Origin of the sequence: Rathayibacter sp. PhB151 (genome assembly GCF_004366415.1) — a bacterium.
In the GTDB taxonomy this organism is placed as follows: Bacteria; Actinomycetota; Actinomycetes; order Actinomycetales; family Microbacteriaceae; genus Rathayibacter; species Rathayibacter festucae.
This window is the reverse complement of record NZ_SOEN01000006.1, coordinates 993412-1011227: the sequence shown is the minus strand read 5'-3', so window position 1 is coordinate 1011227 and position 17816 is coordinate 993412. Positions and strand designations below refer to the sequence as shown.

Sequence of the window (17816 nt, the reverse complement as noted above, 5' to 3'; positions counted from 1 at the left end):
CACGGAACCGCCGCGTCCGGTGCTCCGCGTCCCTGGCAACCGCCGCAGAGACCGTCCCGCTCGGCGGCCGCCTCGGGTAGACCGGAGGGACCGACACGACCGCCGACACGAGCAGGGGGAGCCGTGAAGAGCAGGAGAAGAACGATGACCAAGGGGGCCGCGCTGGCCCTCACCGGGCTGACGCTGGCCGCCTGCACCGCCCCGGCGGAGAGCGGAGCGGAGGCGACGCCGACCGTCTCGGAAGCGCCCGCGGCCTCCGCCTCCGCCTCCGCCTCGCCGGGCGACCGCCCGATCGGGCCCGTCCGGCTGCCCGAGGGGGCGACCGCCGCCGTCGAGTGGGTCGACGAGACCGGCGCCGTCGAGCCGCAGACCGTGCGCCTCACCGGCGAGCCGCTGTACGTGACCGTCTCGGTCGCCTGCGACACCGCCGACGCCGAGGTGACCGTCGAGGTCGAGGGCCTGATGACCACCGGCTCGTCCTGCGTCTACGACCCGGGCACCACCCGGACGACGAGCAACGGCGGCGGCAACACCGGCTCGATGGAGATCGCCGTCGACCAGGACGCGCGCATCACCGTGACGACCGACCCCGCCGACGCCCACTGGTCCGGCGCGGTCTCGACCGGCCCGCGCACCGTGCCGCTGGGCTGATCCAGAGGCTCCGGCTCGGCTCTAGCCCAGGGGCACGCCCAGCGCGGCCATGAACGGCACGGCGTCGACCGCCTCGCCGTCGACGCGGGTCTCGAAGTGCAGGTGGCAGCCGGTGGAGGCGCCGGTCGAGCCGCGGGTCGCGATGACCTCGCCCGCGACGACGGTGTCCCCGACGTCGACGAGCAGGTCGGTGTTGTGCGCGTAGCCGGTCTCGATGCCGTCGCCGTTGTCGAGCAGGATCCAGTTGCCGTAGCTGCCGGAGTAGGCCGCCTCCTCGACGGTGCCGCTCGCGGCCGCGAGGACCGGGGTCCCGCAGGCGCCGGCGAGGTCGGTGCCCTTGTGGAAGAGGTTCACGCCGGCGACCGGCTGGTCCGGGCGGGGGCCGTAGCTGCTGCTGATGTGGCCGGCGATCGGGAGCACCCAGGTGCCGGAGACCCCGGCGGCCGCGGCGGTCGACTCGCCCGCGCCGGCGGTGATCGCGTCGAGGGAGGCGGTGGGCACGAGGACCTCGGGCTTGGCCTCGGCGGCGAAGGCGTCGCGGGTGACGCTCTGCTGCACGACGCCCGCGGCGACGAAGCTCTGCGGGCGGGCCGCGGCGACGGCGTTCGCGGTGTCGGTCGCGACGGCGGACTCCGGGGTGTCGCCGACGGCGAAGGCGGGCATCGTCGAGGTGACGGCCAGGCCGACCACGAAGGTCATCGCGGCGAAGGCGGACACGCGGCGCGTCGAGGGGCGGCGGGCGGCGGTGCTCCGGGCCGTGCTGCGCGCGGCGGCGGTGCGGGCGGCGGCGGTACGGGCGACGCCGCGCGCGGCGACCTGCTCGGCCTCGCGCTGCTCGCGCAGCTGCCGGCGGGTCGGGAGGGCCTGTGCGGTCGCGGCGGAGACGGGGGCCGGGGCGTGGTCGGAGTGGTGCATGCAGTCGTGGTTTCCGGGTCGTTCGCCGCGGGGGAACGGGGGCGCGGCAGGGCGGGTCGGGGCGGCGGAGCGCTCAGCAGCGCTCAGCAGGTGGTGCTCAGGGGGTGTCAGCCGGGGCTCAGGGGACCGCGCGGCGACCCTCCAGAGTACCTGCGCAGCTCCGGAACGCCACTGGGAGAATGCCGAGTGGTGCACGGTATCGATGCCGCAGGCTCAGGCGAGCGCCTCCGCGCAGTGGCGGAGCAGGGCGTGCAGCTCGCGGATCCGCGCCCCGTCGAGCCCCGTCAGCATGCGCTCCTCGACCGCCCGGACGGCCGCGCTCGCCTCGCCGAGGAGCTCCTCGCCGGAGGTCGTGAGCCGGATCGGCAGCGCCCGGCCGCTCGGCGCCGTCTCGGCCCGGATCAGGTGACCGTCGCGCTCGAGCGACTGCAGCAGCACGTGCATCGACTGCCGGGTCACGAACGCGCCCCGCGCCAGCTCGGAGCTGGACAGCCCCGGCCGGTGCGCCAGCAGCTCCAGGCAGGAGTAGGCGGTGACCGTGATCCCGAGCGGCCGCAGCGCCGCGTCCATCGCGACGCGCAGGGCGCTCGACGCCTCCTTCAGCACGTAGCCGACGGAGGTGTCCAACTCGATCCGTGCCGTGCTCTCGCCCTGTTGACTCATGTCAGTAGTCTGACATACGCTCCATGTAAGGAAACTGACACCCACCCCGACGAAAGGCGCTCCCATGGCGATCACCGGCCCCGACTTCCTCTCCCTCCAGGTCCGCGACCTCGAGCGCTCCGCCGAGTTCTACGAGACCCGCCTCGGCCTCTCCCGCCGCCCCGGCCCGCCGCACGCCGTCGTCTTCGACACCGCGCCGATCCCCTTCGCGATTCGCACTGTGCTCATTCCCTTCGCGTCCCGCGACAACCTCCCCGGCACCGAGCTCCCCGCCGAGCCGGGCCGCGGCGTCGCACTCTGGCTGCACGCCACCGAGGTGGCCGCCCTGCACGACGACCTCGCCGCCGCCGGCGTCCCGATCACGTCGGCCCCCGCCGAGGGCCCCTTCGGCCTCACCTTCACCTTCGCCGACCCGGACGGCTACCTGATCACCCTTCACGACCGCGCCTGACGCGCGGTGCCGTCCGGGTGCGCCGGGCGGCTAGGCGTCCGCGCCCGCCGGCTGCCAGAGCTGCAGGCGGTTGCCCTCGGGGTCGTGCAGGTCGGCGAAGCGGCCGTTCGGGTAGGTCTCGGGGTGGATCTCGACGGTGATGCCCGCGGCGCGGAGCTGGGCGACGAGCGCGTCGAGCGAGTGGACGCGGAGGTTCAGGGTCCAGCCGGCGGGGCCGAGCGGCTCGGAGCCGGCCGGCATCGGGGCGAGGACGGTGGTGCCGGCGTCCTGACGCCACGAGGGGGCGCCGTACTCGGTCGGCACCTCGTCGATGCCGAGGTGCTCGGCGTACCAGCGCGCCAGCGCCTCCGGGTCGCGCGCGGCGAAGAAGAAGCCGCCGATGCCCGTGACCCTCTCGCGCGACACGATCAGTACCGGCCGCTCGTGAAGACCAGCAGGGCGATCAGGCCCGCGACGGTCGCGGCGACGCCGGAGCCCAGGCGCCACCACATCCAGCGGTCGCGCTTGGGGCCGCGCATCGGGCGGCGCAGGGCGTTCCGGCCGTGGTAGCCGCCGGGGTTCGGAGTGAAGACCATGACTCCAGCCTGCCTCACGAGGCGCGCCGGGTCACGGCCTCACGCGCTCCACTCGCTGTCGTCCCGCCAGGGCGCGAGATCGACCTCGTTGCCCTCCGGGTCCGCGAGGGTCCACCACTCCGGCGCGTTCGAGTCGTCGACGACGCGGCCGCCCGCGGCGAGGGCCGCGGCGAGGCGGGCGTCGACGACGTCGCGCGGCAGGTAGAGGTCGAGGTGGATCGTGTTGCGCTCCGGGCGCGGGCCCTCTATCCGCTGGATCCAGAGGTTCGGGCCGAGGGCGCGCGGGTCGGCGAGGTCGGCGTCCTCGACGGGGGAGTAGCCGAGCACGGCCCGCCAGAAGGCGCGGACGGCGGCGACGTCGACGGCGTCGATGGCGATCTGCAGGCTCTGCACCGCGGCCGGCTCGGCGGCGAGGCCGAGTTCGCGGGCGGCGGCGGAGATCTCGCGAGCGAGGGCCAGGTCGCGCTCGCTGATGTCGCCGACGTCGTGGCTGATCAGGCGCACGCCGACGCCGCCGTAGCGCAGATCGACGTCGGGGTGGTGGCCGGCTTCCTCGGCGAGGGCGGCGATCGCGGTGACCAGGGCGGCTCCCGCGGCGAAGGAGCCGGCCCCGAGACCGCCCGTGCGGAAGTAGGCGCGGGCGCCGTCGCCGACGACCCGCCAGTCGGCGGTGCCGGGGGCGGCGCGGAAGTCGCGCGGGGAGATCGCATCGGTCATGCGGCAGTTGTACTCCCCGGCCGGCCGTTCTGCCCAGGCCCCGTGCGGTGCCCGCTCGCTACGGTGGACCCACGACCGATCGGGTCGACGAGTGTGAGGAGCCGGCATGGCGCAGAAGAAGAAGTCCGATTCGAAGAAGTCGTCGCAGAAGACCGACGACAAGGCCGCGCAGAAGCGCGCGAAGAAGGCCCTGGCGAAGGCGGAGAAGTCGGTCCGCGCGGCCCACGACGCCGTGCGCGACTCCAGCAAGAAGCTGCGCAAGAAGGCCCGCAAGCTCGCCGAGCAGACCGACAAGCTGAAGCGCCGGCAGGAGAAGGCGGCGAAGAAGGCCGCCCAGGCCGAGAAGCGCAGCGCGCCCTCCGCGCCCAAGCACGTGGTCGAGCGCGAGCACGTCGCCGTCGGCGCGGCCGACCCGTCGGTCACGCCCGACTTCACGCCGCCGCTGCCGAGCGGGGCGCACGACGAGCAGGACGCGGAGCCGGAGCAGGCGCAGGAGCAGCCCGAGGAGCCCGAGGCAGAGCCCGCTCCCGACGCCGACCCCGAGCACGTGCCGGACCTCACGCCGCCGCTGCCGCACTCCTCGAGCTGAGCGAGCCCCGCGGGGCGCCCCTACCCTGAGAAACTGCACAGGGTAGTCCGGCGCGCCGCTCGGAGAGGTGAACAGCCGGTGAACGCCCCGGCGAACCCTTCCGAGCGGCCCGCGCGGGCGGGAGGATCTCCTCCGTGGATCCCTTCATCCTTCTCGCGCTCGTCATCGTCACCGCTCTGGCGTTCGATTTCACCAACGGCTTCCACGACACGGCGAACGCGATGGCCACGTCCATCGCGACCGGCGCGTTGAAGCCGAAGGTGGCCGTCACGCTCTCCGCCGTCCTCAATCTGGTCGGCGCGTTCCTCAGCATCGAGGTGGCGCTGACCGTCACCAACGCGGTCGTCAAGATCCAGGACTCCTCCGGCGCGCCCGACCCGGCGCTGCTCGAGGGCGGCGGCTCGGCGCTCCTGCTGATCGTGCTCGCCGGCCTCATCGGCGGCATCGTCTGGAACCTGCTCACCTGGCTGCTCGGTCTGCCCTCCAGCTCGTCGCACGCCCTCTTCGGCGGTCTGATCGGCTCGGCGCTCGCCGGCCTCGGCCTGAACGGCGTCAACTGGGCCGGCGACGGCTCGAAGCTCGACGGCGTCGTCGGCAAGGTGATCCTGCCCGCGCTGATGTCGCCGGTGCTCGCCGGTGCGGTCGCCGCGATCGGCACCTGGCTCGTCTTCCGCGTGATCGGCAACCTCGCCGACCGCCGCATCCACCGCGGCTTCCGGATCGGCCAGATCGGCAGCGCCTCGCTCGTCTCGCTCGCGCACGGCACCAACGACGCGCAGAAGACCATGGGCGTCATCACCCTCGCGCTGATCGCCGCGGGCGGCTGGAGCGACACCGAGTCCGTCCCGTTCTGGGTCAAGCTCAGCTGCGCGCTCGCCATCTCGCTCGGCACCTACATCGGCGGCTGGCGCATCATCCGCACCGTCGGCAAGGGCCTCGTCGAGATCGACACCCCGCAGGGCATGGCCGCCGAGAGCGCCTCCGCCGCGGTCATCCTCGCCTCCAGCCACCTCGGCTTCGCCCTCTCGACCACGCACGTCGCGACCGGCTCGATCCTCGGCTCCGGCGTCGGCCGCCCCGGCGCGCAGGTCCGCTGGCGCGTGGCGCTGCGGATGGTGATCGCCTGGGTGATCACGCTTCCCGCCGCCGCCCTGATGGGCGCCGTGATGTGGTGGATCGGTCACCTGGTCGGCGGAGCCGCCGGCGGCATCCTGATGACCGCCGTCCTCGTCGCCGTCGCGATCGTCATCTACGTCCGCTCGCGCCGCGACAGCATCGGCGCGCACAACGTCAACGACGAGTGGTCGGACGCGGGCACCGCGGCCGAGCAGCCCGCCGGCGCCCTGCGCTGACCCCTCTCCACTCCAGCGACTGAAAGGACCGACTCGTGCTCTCCCTCTTCTTCGGTGCCGCCGGCCAGGTGGCGCTCATCGCCGTGCTCCTCGGAGCGGGCCTGCCCGTGCTCTTCGCCGTCGGCGTCCGCTCGTTCGCCCTCGCCGGCGGTGACGGATCCACCGGAGCAGCGGCCTCGACCGCGCAGGCTCCCGGCCTCCCCGCGCCGCTGCTGCGCGCACTCGGCGTGCTCTGCTTCGTGATCGTGGTCGCCGCCGTGGCGGTGGGCCTCAGCATCATCATCGCGACCGGCCTCGGCCAGGCCGTGAGCTTCGAGCACGTCTTCCCGACGTTCGTCCCCAAGGGCTGAGCATGGCGGCGACCGGCCCGGCGGCGCCCGACGCGGCGGCTCCCGCTCAGGCGGACGGCGTCGTCGCGCGGGTGGTCAGCTGGCTCCGTGCGGGCTACCCGACCGGGGTCCCCGAGACCGACTACCTGCCGTTGCTGGGCATCCTCCAGCGCAGCCTCACCCGGGACGAGCTGGAGCAGGTCGTCCGCGAGCTGCTCTCCGACGCCGTCCGCGCCGATGCGGCCGGCGAGGAGCTCTCGGCGGCCCGGATGCGCGCGCGCATCGAGGAGACGCTCCTCGGACCCGCGCTGCCCGAGGACCTCGTCCGGGTGTCGGCGCGGCTCGCGAGCGCGGGCTGGCCGCTCGCCCGCCCGGAGGAGCTCGCCGAGCCGGAGCGCCCGGCCTCGGAGCGCGCCGGACTCGTCACGCGCGTCGTCCGCTGGCTGCGCGCGGGCTACCCCGCGGGGCTGCCCGAGCAGGACTTCGTGCCGCTGATCGCGCTGCTGCGCCGCCGGCTCTCCGACGAGGAGGTCGCCGAGGTCGCGACGCGCCTGGCCGCCGAGGGCGGGCTGCCGGCCAGCCGCGTCGACGTCGGCACGGCGATCGCCGCGGTCACCTCGGAGCTGCCGTCGGACGCCGACATCGAGCGGGTCCGGCTCTCGCTGGCCGAGCACGACCGGCCGGAGGAGTTCGCGAGCTGAGCGGGTCGGTGCGGTCGGCTCAGGCCAGCAGCACGCGCTCCGGGTAGGGGTCGTGGCTGAAGCACAGCGTGATCCCCGCGGCCTCGAGGCGCTCCAGCTCGAGCGACGTGCGGTGGTGCGCCTCCGCGTCGTGGCCGATCAGCCGGGGGAGGAAGCGCAGCCGGTCCGACCAGATCAGGAACTCGCGGCCCCAGGCCGCGTCGCCGGCCAGCAGCACGCGGCCCTCGATCAGCGCGCCGAGGTGGCCGCTCGCGTGCCCGGGCAGCGGGGTGATCACGAAGCGGCCGTCGCCGAAGAGGTCGTAGCCGGCGACGCCGCTGGGAGTGGTCGCCACCGGCTGGTCGTCGACGAGCGTCGCCGTGTCCGCCCGGGTCGGGATCAGCGCCGCGAAGACGCCGTCGGTGATCCGGCTCCGCTCGATCGTCTCGAGCTGGCCGCGCGAGAGCACGAGCGTCGCGTCCGGGAACCAGCGCAGGCCCCCGACGTGGTCGGGGTGCAGGTGCGAGAGCACGACCGTGTCGATGTCGGACGGCGCGAGGTCGACGGCCGCGAGCCGCCGGTCGATCGTCTCGTCGGCGCCGACGCGCGCCGGGAGGATCCGCCGGTAGAGCGCGCCGACGGCCCCCGTGCCGCGCAGGGTCGGCGGGTAGCCGGTGTCGAAGAGCACGCGCCGGCCGCTCGGGTGCGTGTAGAGGAAGACGGCAGAAGGGAAGGTGCGCCGCGCGGGGCTCCCGCCGCGGAAGACGCGGGACAGCGGGAAGCTCGTCTCGCCGCAGGCGAAGACCTGGAGGGCCGGCCCGTGCTCACTCATGGGTCCTCCGGTAGTGCTCGCCGACCCTCCGCAGGCCCTCCGCGAGCGGCACCCGCGGCGCGTAGCCGAGCTCGGCGCGCGCCCGCGAGATGTCGAGGGTCTGCGCGTAGGCGAGGGTGGCGACCGTGTAGCGGGTGAACGGCGGCTCCGCGCCGCCGGGGAGCGCGGAGTACACGCGCTCGAGGACGACCGCGAGCGCGCTGAGTACCCGCAGATCCACCGTCAGGTAGCGCGGCTCCTCGCCCATCGCGGCGAAGAAGCGGTCCAGCAGGTCGCCGAGCGGAGCCGGCTCGCCGTTGGTGATGTTGTAGACGCCGCCGGCCGCGACCGGGGCGTCGGCGGCGAGGCGGAGTGCGAGGGCCGCGTTCTCGACGCAGGTGATGTCGACCGGGTTCCGGCCGCCGTCGAAGAGCGGGACGCCGCGGCGACGGCTCGCGGCGACGAAGCGGGGGATGAGGCTCGGGTCGCCGACGCCGATCAGTCCGCGCGGGCGCAGGATCACCAGCTCCGGGATCCGGCCGGCGGCGTGCGCCTCCTGCAGCAGCCGCTCGGCGGCGATCTTGCTGCGGATGTAGAGGCTCATCCGGCTGCGGGTGTCGACGTCCTCCTCGCGGATGCCGAGCCGGTGGCGCCGGGCCGAGTAGATGCTCGGCGAGGAGACGAAGACGATCCGGCGGATCCCGCAGCGCTCGGCGAGGTCGATCATCGCCGCGGTGCCCGCGACGTTCGCCGCGTGGAACTCGCGCCAGCGGCCCCAGGGGCTGGAGAGGGCGGCGGCGTGCACGAGCACGTCGGCGCGGACGTCGCGCGTCGCGAGCTCGGCGAGGTCGGCCGCGATCGTCTCGGCGCCCGTCGCGCGCAGGCGGGCGAGCGCGTCGGCGTTCCGGCCGGTCGCGATCACCTCGTCGCCCGCGGCCAGGAACTCGGCGACAGTGTGGCCGCCGAGGAAGCCGGTGGCCCCGGTGACCAGGACCCGGCGGGGCCCGGGCTGCTCAGCGGACTCCCGCGCGTCAGCGGACATCGACGACCTCCGCGACGCCCGCGCGGCCCCAGCGCTTGCGGCCCCAGTACCAGAGCAGGATCCCGAGGTAGCCGAGCGCCTTGCCCTTCCGGATCGACATCCGCACGACCGCCTTCCGGTCGAGCCGCGCCTGCGAGCGCGGGATCACCCGGCAGACCTTCAGGTGCAGCTCCAGGTCCTCGTCGGTGTCGTCGATGCTCGAGCGCGGGAAGCCGCCGACCTCGAGGTAGAGCGCGGCGTCGATCGCCAGATTCGAGCCGGCCGCCATGAACATCCGGTAGCGCTGGCCGGGCCGCCGGTAGAAGATCCCGGGGGCGTGCTCCATCAGGCGGATCATCGCGGTGCCGATCACGCCGTCGTACCAGCGGTAGACCGGCTCGTCGGTGCGGGGCGAGAGCCGGCCGCCGACGAAGCGCGCGCCGTCGGCGACGTCCGCCTTCAGCCGCGCCACCCAGTCCGGGGCGGGCAGGCAGTCCGCGTCGGTGCGCGCGACGGTCGCGGCGCCCCGCGCGATCGCGTAGCGGAAACCCGTGTCCGAGGCGGCTCCGGTGCCCTTCTGCGGCTCGTCGATCACGAGGACCGGGCGGTCGGGCCGCCGGGCCCGGAACGCGTCGATCACCGCGCGGGAGCGGTCGGTGCTGCCGTTGTCGACGAGCAGCAGGGTGAAGCCGGGGTCGGTCTGGTCGGCGAGGGCGTCGAGGGCGCCGCCGAGCAGCTTCTCCTCGTCGTAGAAGGGCACGACCACCCAGAACGCGCCACTCGTCGACTCGGTCACGCCGGACCCCCCTTCCGTCCCGCCGGAGCCTAGCGCGAGCGGGCACGGACTCATCGGCGCTATACAGGACCGTGGCCGACGCGCTCCCGCTCCTCCTGCCCGTCCGTGTCCTCGGCACCGGCGAGGCCCTGCCGTCGCGCGTCGTGCCGACCGCCGAGGTCGCCGCGCTCTGCGGCATCGACGCGGAGGAGGCGGCGCGCCGCTCCGGAGTGCTGACCCGGCACTGGCTCGCCGACGACGAGGACCCGCTCGAGCTCGGCCTGCTCGCCGCCCGGCGGGCGCTGGACGCGGCGGGGATGGACGCGCGCGACGTCGACGTCGTGCTGAACGCCTCCGGGACCCAGCTGCAGGCGATCCCCGACGGCGGGGCGCTGATCGCCGCAGGCCTCGGCCTCGAGGACGTCTCCGCCTACAGTCTGAACGCGACCTGCCTCTCGTTCCTCTTCGCGCTGCAGGAGGCGGGCTTCCTGCTCGCGACCGGCCGGGCCGAGCGGGTGCTCGTCGTCTCGACCGAGGGCGGCAGCCGCGGCATCGACGTCCGCCAGCCCGAGAGCGCGCTGCTCTTCGGCGATGCGGCGGCCGCCGTGGTCCTCGGGCGGGCCGAGCGCCCGGGCCAGGGCATCGTGACCTCGCGCTTCGAGACCCGCCCGAGCGGCGTCCGGCACGCCGAGATCCGCGGCTTCGGCTCGCGCATCCGGATCGAGGACGCGCCGGGCCGGCTCGACGACTTCCGCTTCGACATGCACGGCGGCGCGCTGCTCGTGGACGCGCTCCGGCACTTCCCGGCCTTCCTCGAGCGGGTGCGGCCGGGCCTCGGCACCGGCCTGCCGGGCATCGACCGCGTCGTGCCGCACCAGACCAGCAAGGCCGGCCTCGACGGCATGGCCCGGCTCTGGGGCCGCGAGCGGATGGTGATCACCCTTCCCGAGGTCGGCAACACCATCGGCGCGGCGATCCCGCTCGCGCTGCACCGCGCCCGCGTGCAGGAGGGCGAGTCGGTGCTGCTGGTCGGCACCGGCGCGGGCACGCACTACGGCGCGGTGATCCTGCAGGCCTGAGGCCCGCCGGATCGAGCGCTCACCACGCCTGCCTGCTCACCACGTGCTGACGGTCGTGCGGGTGATCACCCACTCGTCGCCGACCGGCACCAGCCGGCTGGTGAGCTGCAGGCGCCAGGTGGCGTGCAGCGAGCCGATCGTCGCCTCGGTCAGGGTGCGCGAGACGAGCACCGGGTGCGCGGCCGTGCCGGAGACCGCGCTCTCGACGTGGTCGATGGCGTGGTACTCCTTCAGGCCCTCGGCGATGTCGTCCATCCAGTCGAGCTTCGACTGCACGAGCCCGGTCGGGTGCTCGATCACGAAGCGGGTGTCGAGCAGCGCGTCGAGCACGGGGAGGTCGACGAACACCAGCGCGTCGAAGAGCTCGTCGTGCGCTTCGCGGGGCTCGGCCCGGCCCTCGACCGGTGTCAGGTCGTCCGGCGTCAGCTCGTCCGGCGTCACGGTGTCCTCCGCATCGACGGCGGCGCGGTCGTCGCGCGGCGCACCAGCTGGGTCGGCAGCTGCACGTGCAGCGAGGCGGGGGTGCCGCCCGCCATCAGCGTGATCAGCATCTCGGCGGCCGTCGCGCCGAGCGTCTGCATCGGCTGCCGGATCGTGGTCAGCGGCGGATCGAAGCGGGCCGCCTCGGGCACGTCGTCGAAGCCGACCACCGACAGGTCGCGCGGCACGTCGAGCCCGAGGTGCGCGGCCGTCTCGATGATCGCCAGGGCCGAGACGTCGTTCGCGGCGAAGACCGCGGTCGGCCGGTCGGCCAGCGAGAGCATCGTCGAGGCCGGCAGCCGCGCCGTGTCGTGGTGGTAGCTGCCCACCCGGAGCAGCCGCTCGTCGAACGCGATCCCCGCCTCCGAGAGCCCGGCGCGGTAGCCGGCCTCGCGCAGCCGAGCGGAGCGGAGGTCGACGCGACCGGCGACGAAGCCGATGCGCCGGTGGCCGAGGGCGACGAGGTGCCGCACGGCCTGGAGGGCGCCGCCGAAGCTGTCGGACTCGACGGTCGGCACGTCGGCGCGGCCCGTGTGCGGGTCGACGGCGACCAGCGGGATGTCGGACGGCGTGCTCACCACCGAGGGGGTCACCACGATCGCGCCGTCGATCAGGGTGCCGCTGAGCCGGCTGAGCGAGCGCCGCTCCCAGCCCTCCTGCTCGCCCTCGTGCGAGCCGCTGTAGGCGAGCAGGTCGAAGCGCGACCGGCGCAGCACCGAGCCGACGCCCTTGAGGATCTCCGCGCTGAACGGCTCGAAGCCGGCGACCAGCACGCCGATCACCCCGGTGCGCCGCGAGCGCATGCTGCTGGCGACCAGGCTCGACTCGTAGCCGAGCTCGCGCACGATCTCGAGCACGCGGTTCGCCGTCGCGGGCGCGATGCCGTAGCGGCCGTTCATCGCCTTCGACACGGTCGCGACCGAGACGCCGGCGGCGGCGGCGACGTCGTGGATGGTCGGGCGGAGGGACATGCGGTCGACCCTAGACCCCGGAAGCGCGCCGATGAGAGCGCGATCCGGATCCTCGACCCGGCGCTTCGAAAATGGTTTCGAAAACGTTTGCCGATCGCTGAGGCCGCTCTGAGACTGATCGGGCCCGTCCTGGACGGGCGCACCCCGGCGCCGCTCTCCCTGGCGGCGCCTCTCAGCGAAGAGAACGGTTCGAACGATGAAGTTCACGAGAACAGCATTCAGGAAGACGGCGGTGGCCACCGTGGCCCTGCTCGGCGCGGCGGCGGCCCTCAGCGGCTGCTCCGCCCAGGACGCGGGATCCTCCGACGGCACCGTCGCGATGACCCTGTGGCAGAACTCCACCACCGGCCCCGGCCAGGAGTTCTGGGAGAAGACGATCACCGACTTCGAGGCCGCCAACCCGGGCGTCACCATCGAGTCGCAGGCCATCCAGAACGAGGACCTGGACGGCAAGCTGCAGACCGCGCTCAACTCGGGCGACGCCCCGGACATCTTCCTCCAGCGCGGCGGCGGCAAGCTCGCCGCGATGGTCGCCGGCGGCCTGGTCAAGGACCTCACCGGCGGCATCTCCGACCAGGCGCGCAGCGAGATCCCCGAGGGCTCGTTCCTGGCGAACACGCTCGACGACAAGGTCTGGGCGATGCCCGTCGCCGTGCTCCCCGGCGGCCTCTTCTACAGCCAGGACCTCTTCACCGAGGCCGGCATCACCGAGACGCCGAAGACCCTCGACGAGCTCGACTCCGCGGTCACCGCGCTCAAGAGCGCCGGAGCGCAGCCGATCGCGCTCGGCGCGAAGGACGCCTGGCCCGCCGCGCACTGGTTCTACTTCTTCGCCCTGCGCGAGTGCAGCGCGGACACCATGGCCGAGGCGGCCGACTCCAAGGACTTCTCGGACGACTGCTGGCTGAAGGCGGGCGAGGACCTGCAGTCCTTCGCCGGCACCGAGCCGTTCAACGAGGGCTTCCTCACCACCGCCGCCCAGCAGGGCGCCGGATCCTCGGCCGGACTCCTGGCCAACCACCAGGCCGGCATGGAGCTGATGGGCGCCTGGAACCCGGGCGTCATCGCCTCGCTCACTCCCGACGAGAAGCCCCTGCCCGACCTCGGCTGGTTCCCCTTCCCCGAGGTGGACGGCGGCGCCGGCGCGCCCGGCTCGATCATGGGCGGCGTCGACGGCTACTCCTGCTCCACCGCGGCGCCCGACGAGTGCGTCGACTTCCTGAACTACCTCGCCACCTCCGACGTGCAGAAGGAGTACTACGCCGCCTTCAACGCGCCGCCGGTGAACACCGTCGCGCAGGAGGCCGTCACCGAGCCGTACCTGAAGGACATCCTCGCCGCGTACAACTCGGCGCCGTACGTCTCGCAGTGGCTCGACACCGTCTACGGCCAGAACGTCGGCAACGCGCTGAACGTCGCCGTCGTCGACCTGCTCGCCGGCAAGAGCGACCCGGAGCAGCTCGTCGAGGCTGTCAACGCGGCCGCGGCCAAGGCCTGACCGTGACGACCACAGCGCTCCGCGAGGATGCGCGCCAGGAGGTCCCGGTGGTGCGACGCCGCCGCCGGGGCCTCGGCTGGTCCGGCCGCCTCGAGGTCGCGATCCTCGTCGGCCCGGCGCTGATCGTCTTCCTCGCCTTCGTGATCTTCCCGGTCGTGATGGCGGCCTACTACGGCTTCTTCAGCTGGCAGGGCTACGGCGTCCCCACCGACTTCGTCGGCTTCAAGAACTACCTGACGATCCTGCAGGACCCGACCTTCCACGAGGCGCTCAGCCACAACGGCACGATCGTGGTGCTCTCGCTCGTCCTGCAGGGGCCGGCCGCGATCCTGATCGCGCTGCTGCTCAACCGCAAGCTGCGCGGGCAGTCGATCATCCGCGTGCTGATCTTCGTGCCCTACGTGATCTCCGAGGTCGTCGTCGGCACCGGCTGGAGCCTCATGCTCCAGACCAGCGGCGCCGTCAACGGCTTCCTGGAGAAGGTCGGGCTCGGCGCACTGAAGCAGGACTGGCTCTCGGACCCCTCGATCGCCCTCTGGACCCTGATGCTGATCATCACGTGGAAGTACATCGGCTTCGCCGTGATCCTCTTCCTCGCCGGCCTCCAGGGCATCCCGGAGGAGCTGTCCGAGGCCGCGTCGATCGACGGCGCGTCCTACTGGCAGGTGCAGCGGCGGATCACCCTGCCGCTGCTCGCGCCGACGCTGCGGATCTGGGCGTTCCTGTCGATCATCGGCGCGCTGCAGCTGTTCGACCTCGTCTACATCATCTGGGGGCAGTACGTGTCCTCCACCGCCGGCACCTCGACCATGGCGACGTACCTCGTCACCAACGGCCGGAACGCCGGCAACTACGGCTACGGCAACGCGGTCGCCGTGGTCCTGTTCCTCGTCTCGCTGATCGTCGCGCTGCTCTACCAGCGCTTCGTGCTGCGGCGGGACACCGAAGGCGCCCTCACGGGAGACACCAGAAAGGCGGGAGACAAGCGATGAGCACCCTGACCGCCGTGCCCCCGGGCACCAAGCCGCCGACCGCGACCACTCCGCTCGCGCCGAGGCCGCCCAAGCCCCGCCGCCGCCCGCTGGGGCGCGGCACGATCATCGCCTACGTCGTCGCGATCGTCGTGATCGCGCTGATGCTCGCGCCGGTCGCGTACATCATCATCGGCGGATTCCGCACGAACGCGCAGATCACCACCGACCCCTCGGGCTTCCCCGCGCCGTGGAACGTGCAGAACTACCTCGACGTGATCACCGGCGGCATCTTCTGGCGCGAGGTCGGCAACTCCGCCATCGCGGCCGGAGCGACCACGCTCGGCGTCGTCGTGCTGGGGCTGATGGCGAGCTACGTGCTCGCCCGCTACAGCTTCAGCGGACGCGGCGTGTTCTACGCGCTCTTCGCGGCCGGACTGATGTTCCCGATGACCGTCGCGATCACCCCGCTCTACCTGGTGATCAAGAGCCTCGGCCTGATGAACTCGCTCGCCGGCGTCGTGCTCCCGCAGATCGCGTTCGGCCTGCCGACGACGATCATCATCCTGGTGCCGTTCCTGCGGGCGATCCCCGACGAGATCCAGGAGGCGGCCTTCATCGACGGCTGCAGCCGGATCGGGTTCTTCTGGCGGATGGTCGTCCGCCTGGCGATGCCGGGCGTGATCACGACGGGCATCCTCGCCTTCATCGCGAGCTGGAACAGCTACCTGCTGCCGCTGTTCATCCTCAGCGACGAGTCGAGCTTCACCCTGCCCCTGGGCGTGCAGGCCTTCTCGTCGCAGTACTCCGTCGACACGGCGAAGGTGCTCGCCTTCGTGTCGCTGTCGATGATCCCGGCGCTGATCTTCTTCAGCGTCTTCGAGCGCCGCATCGTCGGCGGACTCACCGGAGCGGTGAAGGGATGACCCCCATGAACGAGAGCCCGACCACCGAGACTCCCGCCCCGTCCGCGCGCGTCGCCGACCTGATCGGCCGGATGACGCTGGAGGAGAAGCTGACCCAGCTGGTCGGCTACTGGGTCGACCAGGGCGGCGAGGTCGTCGCGCCGCTGGCCGGCGAGATGGCCACCTCCACCGGCTACGCCGACGCGACCCGCGAGGGCATCGGCCAGCTCACCCGCGTCTACGGCACCCGCCCGGTCGACCCGGTCGAGCGCGCGCAGTGGCTGTGGGCCGAGCAGCGCCGGCTGGTCGAGGAGACCCGGCTGGGCATCCCGGCGATCGTGCACGAGGAGTGCCTGACCGGGCTGGCGGCGTGGAAGGCGGCGACCTTCCCGACTCCGCTGGCCTGGGGCGCCTCGTTCGACCCGGAGCTGGTCGAGGAGATGGCCGCGGCCATCGGCGGCTCGATGCGCGAGCTCGGCATCCACCAGGGCCTCGCCCCGGTGCTCGACGTGATCCGCGACCCGCGCTGGGGCCGGGTGGACGAGTGCATCGCCGAGGACCCGTACGTGGTCGGCACGATCGGCACCGCCTACGTGCGCGGGCTGCAGTCGGCGGGCGTCGATGCGACGCTCAAGCACTTCATCGGCTACTCCGCCTCGCGCGGCGGCCGCAACCACGCGCCGGTGCACGCCGGACCGCGCGAGATCGCGGACGTGCTGCTGCCGCCGTTCGAGATGGCGATCCGCGACGGCGGCGCCCGCTCGGTGATGAACTCCTACGCGGAGATCGACGGCGACCCGGTCGGCGCGACGCCGGCCTACCTCACCGGCGTGCTCCGCGAGCGCTGGGGGTTCGACGGCGTGGTGGTGGCGGACTACTTCGCGGTCGCCTTCCTGCACCTGATGCACGCCGTCGCCGCCGACCTCGGCGAGGCCGCGCAGCTGGCGCTCGAGGCCGGCATCGACGTCGAGCTGCCGACCGGCGACGCCTTCCTCGCGCCGCTCGCCGAGCGGATCCGCTCCGGCGGCGCCGACGAGGCGATCGTCGACCGCGCGCTGCTGCGGGTGCTCGCGCAGAAGGAGCGGCTCGGCCTGCTCGACGCCCGCTTCGACGACGCGCCCGAGTCGATCGACCTCGACTCGCCCGCGCACCGCGACCTCGCCCGCCGCCTGGCCGAGGAGTCGCTCGTGCTGCTGACGAACGACGGGCGACTTCCGCTCGCCCAGCCGCGCCGGATCGCCCTCATCGGCCCGAACGCCGACAGCGCGCCCGCCCTGATGGGCTGCTACTCCTTCGCCAACCACGTGCTGGCGCACCACGAGGGCGTGCCGCTCGGCTTCGAGATCCGCACGGTGCGGGAGGCGCTCGCCGCCGAGTTCTCGGGGAGCGAGCTGCTCCTCGCCGAGGGCTGCTCGGTGGAGGGCGACGACTCCTTCGCTGACACCGCCGGGATCGCGGAGGCCGTCGAGGCCGCCCGCGGCGCGGAGATCGCCGTGGTCGTCGTCGGCGACCGGGCCGGGCTCTTCGGCCGCGGCACCGTCGGCGAGGGCAACGACGTCGAGAGCCTCGAGCTCCCCGGCCGTCAGCGCGAGCTGGTCGAGGCGGTCGTGGCCACCGGCACGCCGGTCGCCCTGGTGCTGCTCACCGGCCGCCCCTACGCGATCGACTGGGCGATCCGCGGCGCCTCGGCCCCCGCGGCGGTGCTGCAGGCGTTCTTCCCCGGGGAGGAGGGGGCCGGCGCGATCGCGGGCGTCCTCTCGGGCCGCGTCTCGCCGTCCGGCCGGCTGCCGGTCTCGCTGCCGCGCTCGGCCGGGGCGCAGCCGTTCTCCTACCTGCACCCGATCCTCGGCGGGCCCTCCGACGTGACCAGCGCCGACAGCACGCCCGTGCTGCCGTTCGGGCACGGGCTGACCTACACGGCGTTCAGCCGGTCGCAGCTGGCGCTGGAGTCGTCGGGTCCCGGAGCCGCGGAGGCACCGACCGACGGCGCCTTCACCGCGACCGTGCGGGTGCGCAACACCGGGGAGCGCGACGGCGTCGACGTCGTGCAGCTCTACGCGCGCGACGTGGTCGCCTCGGTGACCCGCCCGGTCGCGCAGCTGCTCGGCTACGCGCGGGTCGCGCTCGCCGCGGGGGAGGAGGCGCTGGTGCGCTTCGACGTCCCCTCCGCGCGGCTCGCCTTCACCGACCGGCGCGGCGTCCGCTCGGTCGAGCCGGGGCTCGTCGAGCTCTGGGTCGGGCCGGACTGCGCCACGAGGGAGGCGACCGCCGAGGTCGTGCTGACCGGCGAGGTGTCGCCCGTCGGCGCCGAGACCCGGCGCACCGTGCTGACCGAGGTCGTGCGCGAGGACGCTCGGGTGGCGGTGCTCTGAGGCCCGGGCCA

At 73.6% G+C, this 17816-nt stretch carries 21 protein-coding genes; 11 read left to right on the top strand and 10 right to left on the bottom strand.

Annotated features, from left to right (window positions below):
- Positions 1-144 precede the first annotated feature (144 nt).
- Positions 145-651, top strand: coding sequence for a hypothetical protein (locus EDF35_RS05355; RefSeq protein ID WP_133960979.1), 507 nt, complete (start codon positions 145-147; stop codon positions 649-651).
- A gap of 21 nt (positions 652-672) precedes the next feature.
- On the opposite strand, the gene EDF35_RS05350 is transcribed toward EDF35_RS05355, so the two are convergent.
- Together EDF35_RS05350 and EDF35_RS05345 are read right to left on the bottom strand one after the other, a co-directional pair.
- Entirely contained in the window at positions 673-1566 is an 894-nt protein-coding gene (locus tag EDF35_RS05350) for a M23 family metallopeptidase (RefSeq protein ID WP_133960978.1), read from the bottom strand.
- Between the two features lie 213 nt (positions 1567-1779).
- Entirely contained in the window at positions 1780-2229 is a 450-nt protein-coding gene (locus EDF35_RS05345; protein ID WP_133960977.1) for a MarR family transcriptional regulator, read from the bottom strand.
- Between the two features lie 64 nt (positions 2230-2293).
- Between EDF35_RS05345 and EDF35_RS05340 the strand changes: the two genes are divergently transcribed.
- Positions 2294-2680 (top strand): VOC family protein, encoded by a 387-nt coding sequence (locus EDF35_RS05340; RefSeq protein ID WP_123705822.1) that lies wholly within the window; start codon positions 2294-2296, stop codon positions 2678-2680.
- Between the two features lie 30 nt (positions 2681-2710).
- Here the strand turns inward: EDF35_RS05340 and EDF35_RS05335 are convergent, their stop codons facing one another.
- Genes EDF35_RS05335 through EDF35_RS05330 form a run of 3 tightly spaced genes read right to left on the bottom strand, consistent with a single transcriptional unit; the run spans position 2711 to position 3972 of the window.
- Entirely contained in the window at positions 2711-3085 is a 375-nt protein-coding gene (locus EDF35_RS05335) for a VOC family protein (RefSeq protein WP_123705821.1), read from the bottom strand.
- A gap of 2 nt (positions 3086-3087) precedes the next feature.
- Entirely contained in the window at positions 3088-3255 is a 168-nt protein-coding gene (locus EDF35_RS20685) for a hypothetical protein (RefSeq protein WP_165908993.1), read from the bottom strand.
- Between the two features lie 39 nt (positions 3256-3294).
- Positions 3295-3972 carry a VOC family protein gene (locus tag EDF35_RS05330; protein ID WP_123705820.1) on the bottom strand — a complete coding sequence of 226 codons (678 nt, stop codon included), beginning with the start codon at positions 3970-3972 and terminating at the stop codon, positions 3295-3297.
- 106 nt (positions 3973-4078) lie between these two features.
- On the opposite strand from EDF35_RS05330, the gene EDF35_RS20680 reads away from it, so the two are divergent.
- The 4 genes from EDF35_RS20680 (at position 4079) to EDF35_RS05310 (ending at position 6943) form a co-directional block, all read left to right on the top strand.
- On the top strand, positions 4079-4561 hold the full coding sequence (locus EDF35_RS20680; RefSeq protein ID WP_166674014.1) for a hypothetical protein: 483 nt from the start codon (positions 4079-4081) through the stop codon (positions 4559-4561).
- A gap of 134 nt (positions 4562-4695) precedes the next feature.
- Positions 4696-5913 carry an inorganic phosphate transporter gene (locus EDF35_RS05320; RefSeq protein ID WP_133960976.1) on the top strand — a complete coding sequence of 406 codons (1218 nt, stop codon included), beginning with the start codon at positions 4696-4698 and terminating at the stop codon, positions 5911-5913.
- Between the two features lie 35 nt (positions 5914-5948).
- Positions 5949-6263, top strand: a complete 315-nt coding sequence (locus EDF35_RS05315; RefSeq protein WP_123731679.1) for a hypothetical protein — start codon at positions 5949-5951, stop codon at positions 6261-6263.
- A gap of 2 nt (positions 6264-6265) precedes the next feature.
- Positions 6266-6943 (top strand): DUF3349 domain-containing protein, encoded by a 678-nt coding sequence (locus EDF35_RS05310; RefSeq protein ID WP_123705816.1) that lies wholly within the window; start codon positions 6266-6268, stop codon positions 6941-6943.
- A 19-nt stretch (positions 6944-6962) separates the two neighbouring features.
- Here EDF35_RS05310 and EDF35_RS05305 read toward each other — a convergent pair whose 3' ends face one another.
- The 3 genes from EDF35_RS05305 to EDF35_RS05295 are packed head-to-tail and all read right to left on the bottom strand — an operon-like array spanning position 6963 to position 9550.
- Positions 6963-7754 (bottom strand): MBL fold metallo-hydrolase, encoded by a 792-nt coding sequence (locus EDF35_RS05305; protein ID WP_133960975.1) that lies wholly within the window; start codon positions 7752-7754, stop codon positions 6963-6965.
- The gene (locus EDF35_RS05300) at positions 7747-8775 is read right to left on the bottom strand and encodes an NAD(P)-dependent oxidoreductase (RefSeq protein WP_133960974.1); all 1029 of its coding nucleotides are present in this window, start codon (positions 8773-8775) and stop codon (positions 7747-7749) included. The genes EDF35_RS05305 and EDF35_RS05300 overlap by 8 nt, the downstream gene beginning before the upstream one ends.
- Positions 8765-9550: a glycosyltransferase family 2 protein gene (locus tag EDF35_RS05295; RefSeq protein ID WP_166674013.1), complete on the bottom strand. Its 786-nt coding sequence runs from the start codon at positions 9548-9550 to the stop codon at positions 8765-8767. The genes EDF35_RS05300 and EDF35_RS05295 overlap by 11 nt, the downstream gene beginning before the upstream one ends.
- A gap of 71 nt (positions 9551-9621) precedes the next feature.
- On the opposite strand from EDF35_RS05295, the gene EDF35_RS05290 reads away from it, so the two are divergent.
- Positions 9622-10608 (top strand): ketoacyl-ACP synthase III, encoded by a 987-nt coding sequence (locus EDF35_RS05290; RefSeq protein ID WP_133960972.1) that lies wholly within the window; start codon positions 9622-9624, stop codon positions 10606-10608.
- A 36-nt stretch (positions 10609-10644) separates the two neighbouring features.
- Here the strand turns inward: EDF35_RS05290 and EDF35_RS05285 are convergent, their stop codons facing one another.
- Together EDF35_RS05285 and EDF35_RS05280 are read right to left on the bottom strand one after the other, a co-directional pair.
- Positions 10645-11049, bottom strand: a complete 405-nt coding sequence (locus tag EDF35_RS05285; protein WP_133960971.1) for a nuclear transport factor 2 family protein — start codon at positions 11047-11049, stop codon at positions 10645-10647.
- Positions 11046-12059 carry a LacI family DNA-binding transcriptional regulator gene (locus EDF35_RS05280; protein WP_123705810.1) on the bottom strand — a complete coding sequence of 338 codons (1014 nt, stop codon included), beginning with the start codon at positions 12057-12059 and terminating at the stop codon, positions 11046-11048. The genes EDF35_RS05285 and EDF35_RS05280 overlap by 4 nt, the downstream gene beginning before the upstream one ends.
- 196 nt (positions 12060-12255) lie before the next feature.
- On the opposite strand from EDF35_RS05280, the gene EDF35_RS05275 reads away from it, so the two are divergent.
- From EDF35_RS05275 to EDF35_RS05260, 4 genes are read left to right on the top strand one after another with little or no spacing between them, the layout of a single operon-like run.
- A complete protein-coding gene (locus tag EDF35_RS05275) occupies positions 12256-13557 on the top strand; it encodes an extracellular solute-binding protein (protein ID WP_133960970.1) in 1302 nt (433 codons plus the stop codon).
- Between the two features lie 2 nt (positions 13558-13559).
- A complete protein-coding gene (locus EDF35_RS05270; RefSeq protein ID WP_243839850.1) occupies positions 13560-14549 on the top strand; it encodes a sugar ABC transporter permease in 990 nt (329 codons plus the stop codon).
- Positions 14546-15454, top strand: coding sequence for a carbohydrate ABC transporter permease (locus tag EDF35_RS05265; RefSeq protein WP_133960969.1), 909 nt, complete (start codon positions 14546-14548; stop codon positions 15452-15454). Before EDF35_RS05270 ends, EDF35_RS05265 begins: the two co-directional genes overlap by 4 nt.
- A 5-nt stretch (positions 15455-15459) precedes the next feature.
- A complete protein-coding gene (locus EDF35_RS05260) occupies positions 15460-17805 on the top strand; it encodes a glycoside hydrolase family 3 N-terminal domain-containing protein (protein ID WP_133960968.1) in 2346 nt (781 codons plus the stop codon).
- Positions 17806-17816 lie beyond the last annotated feature (11 nt).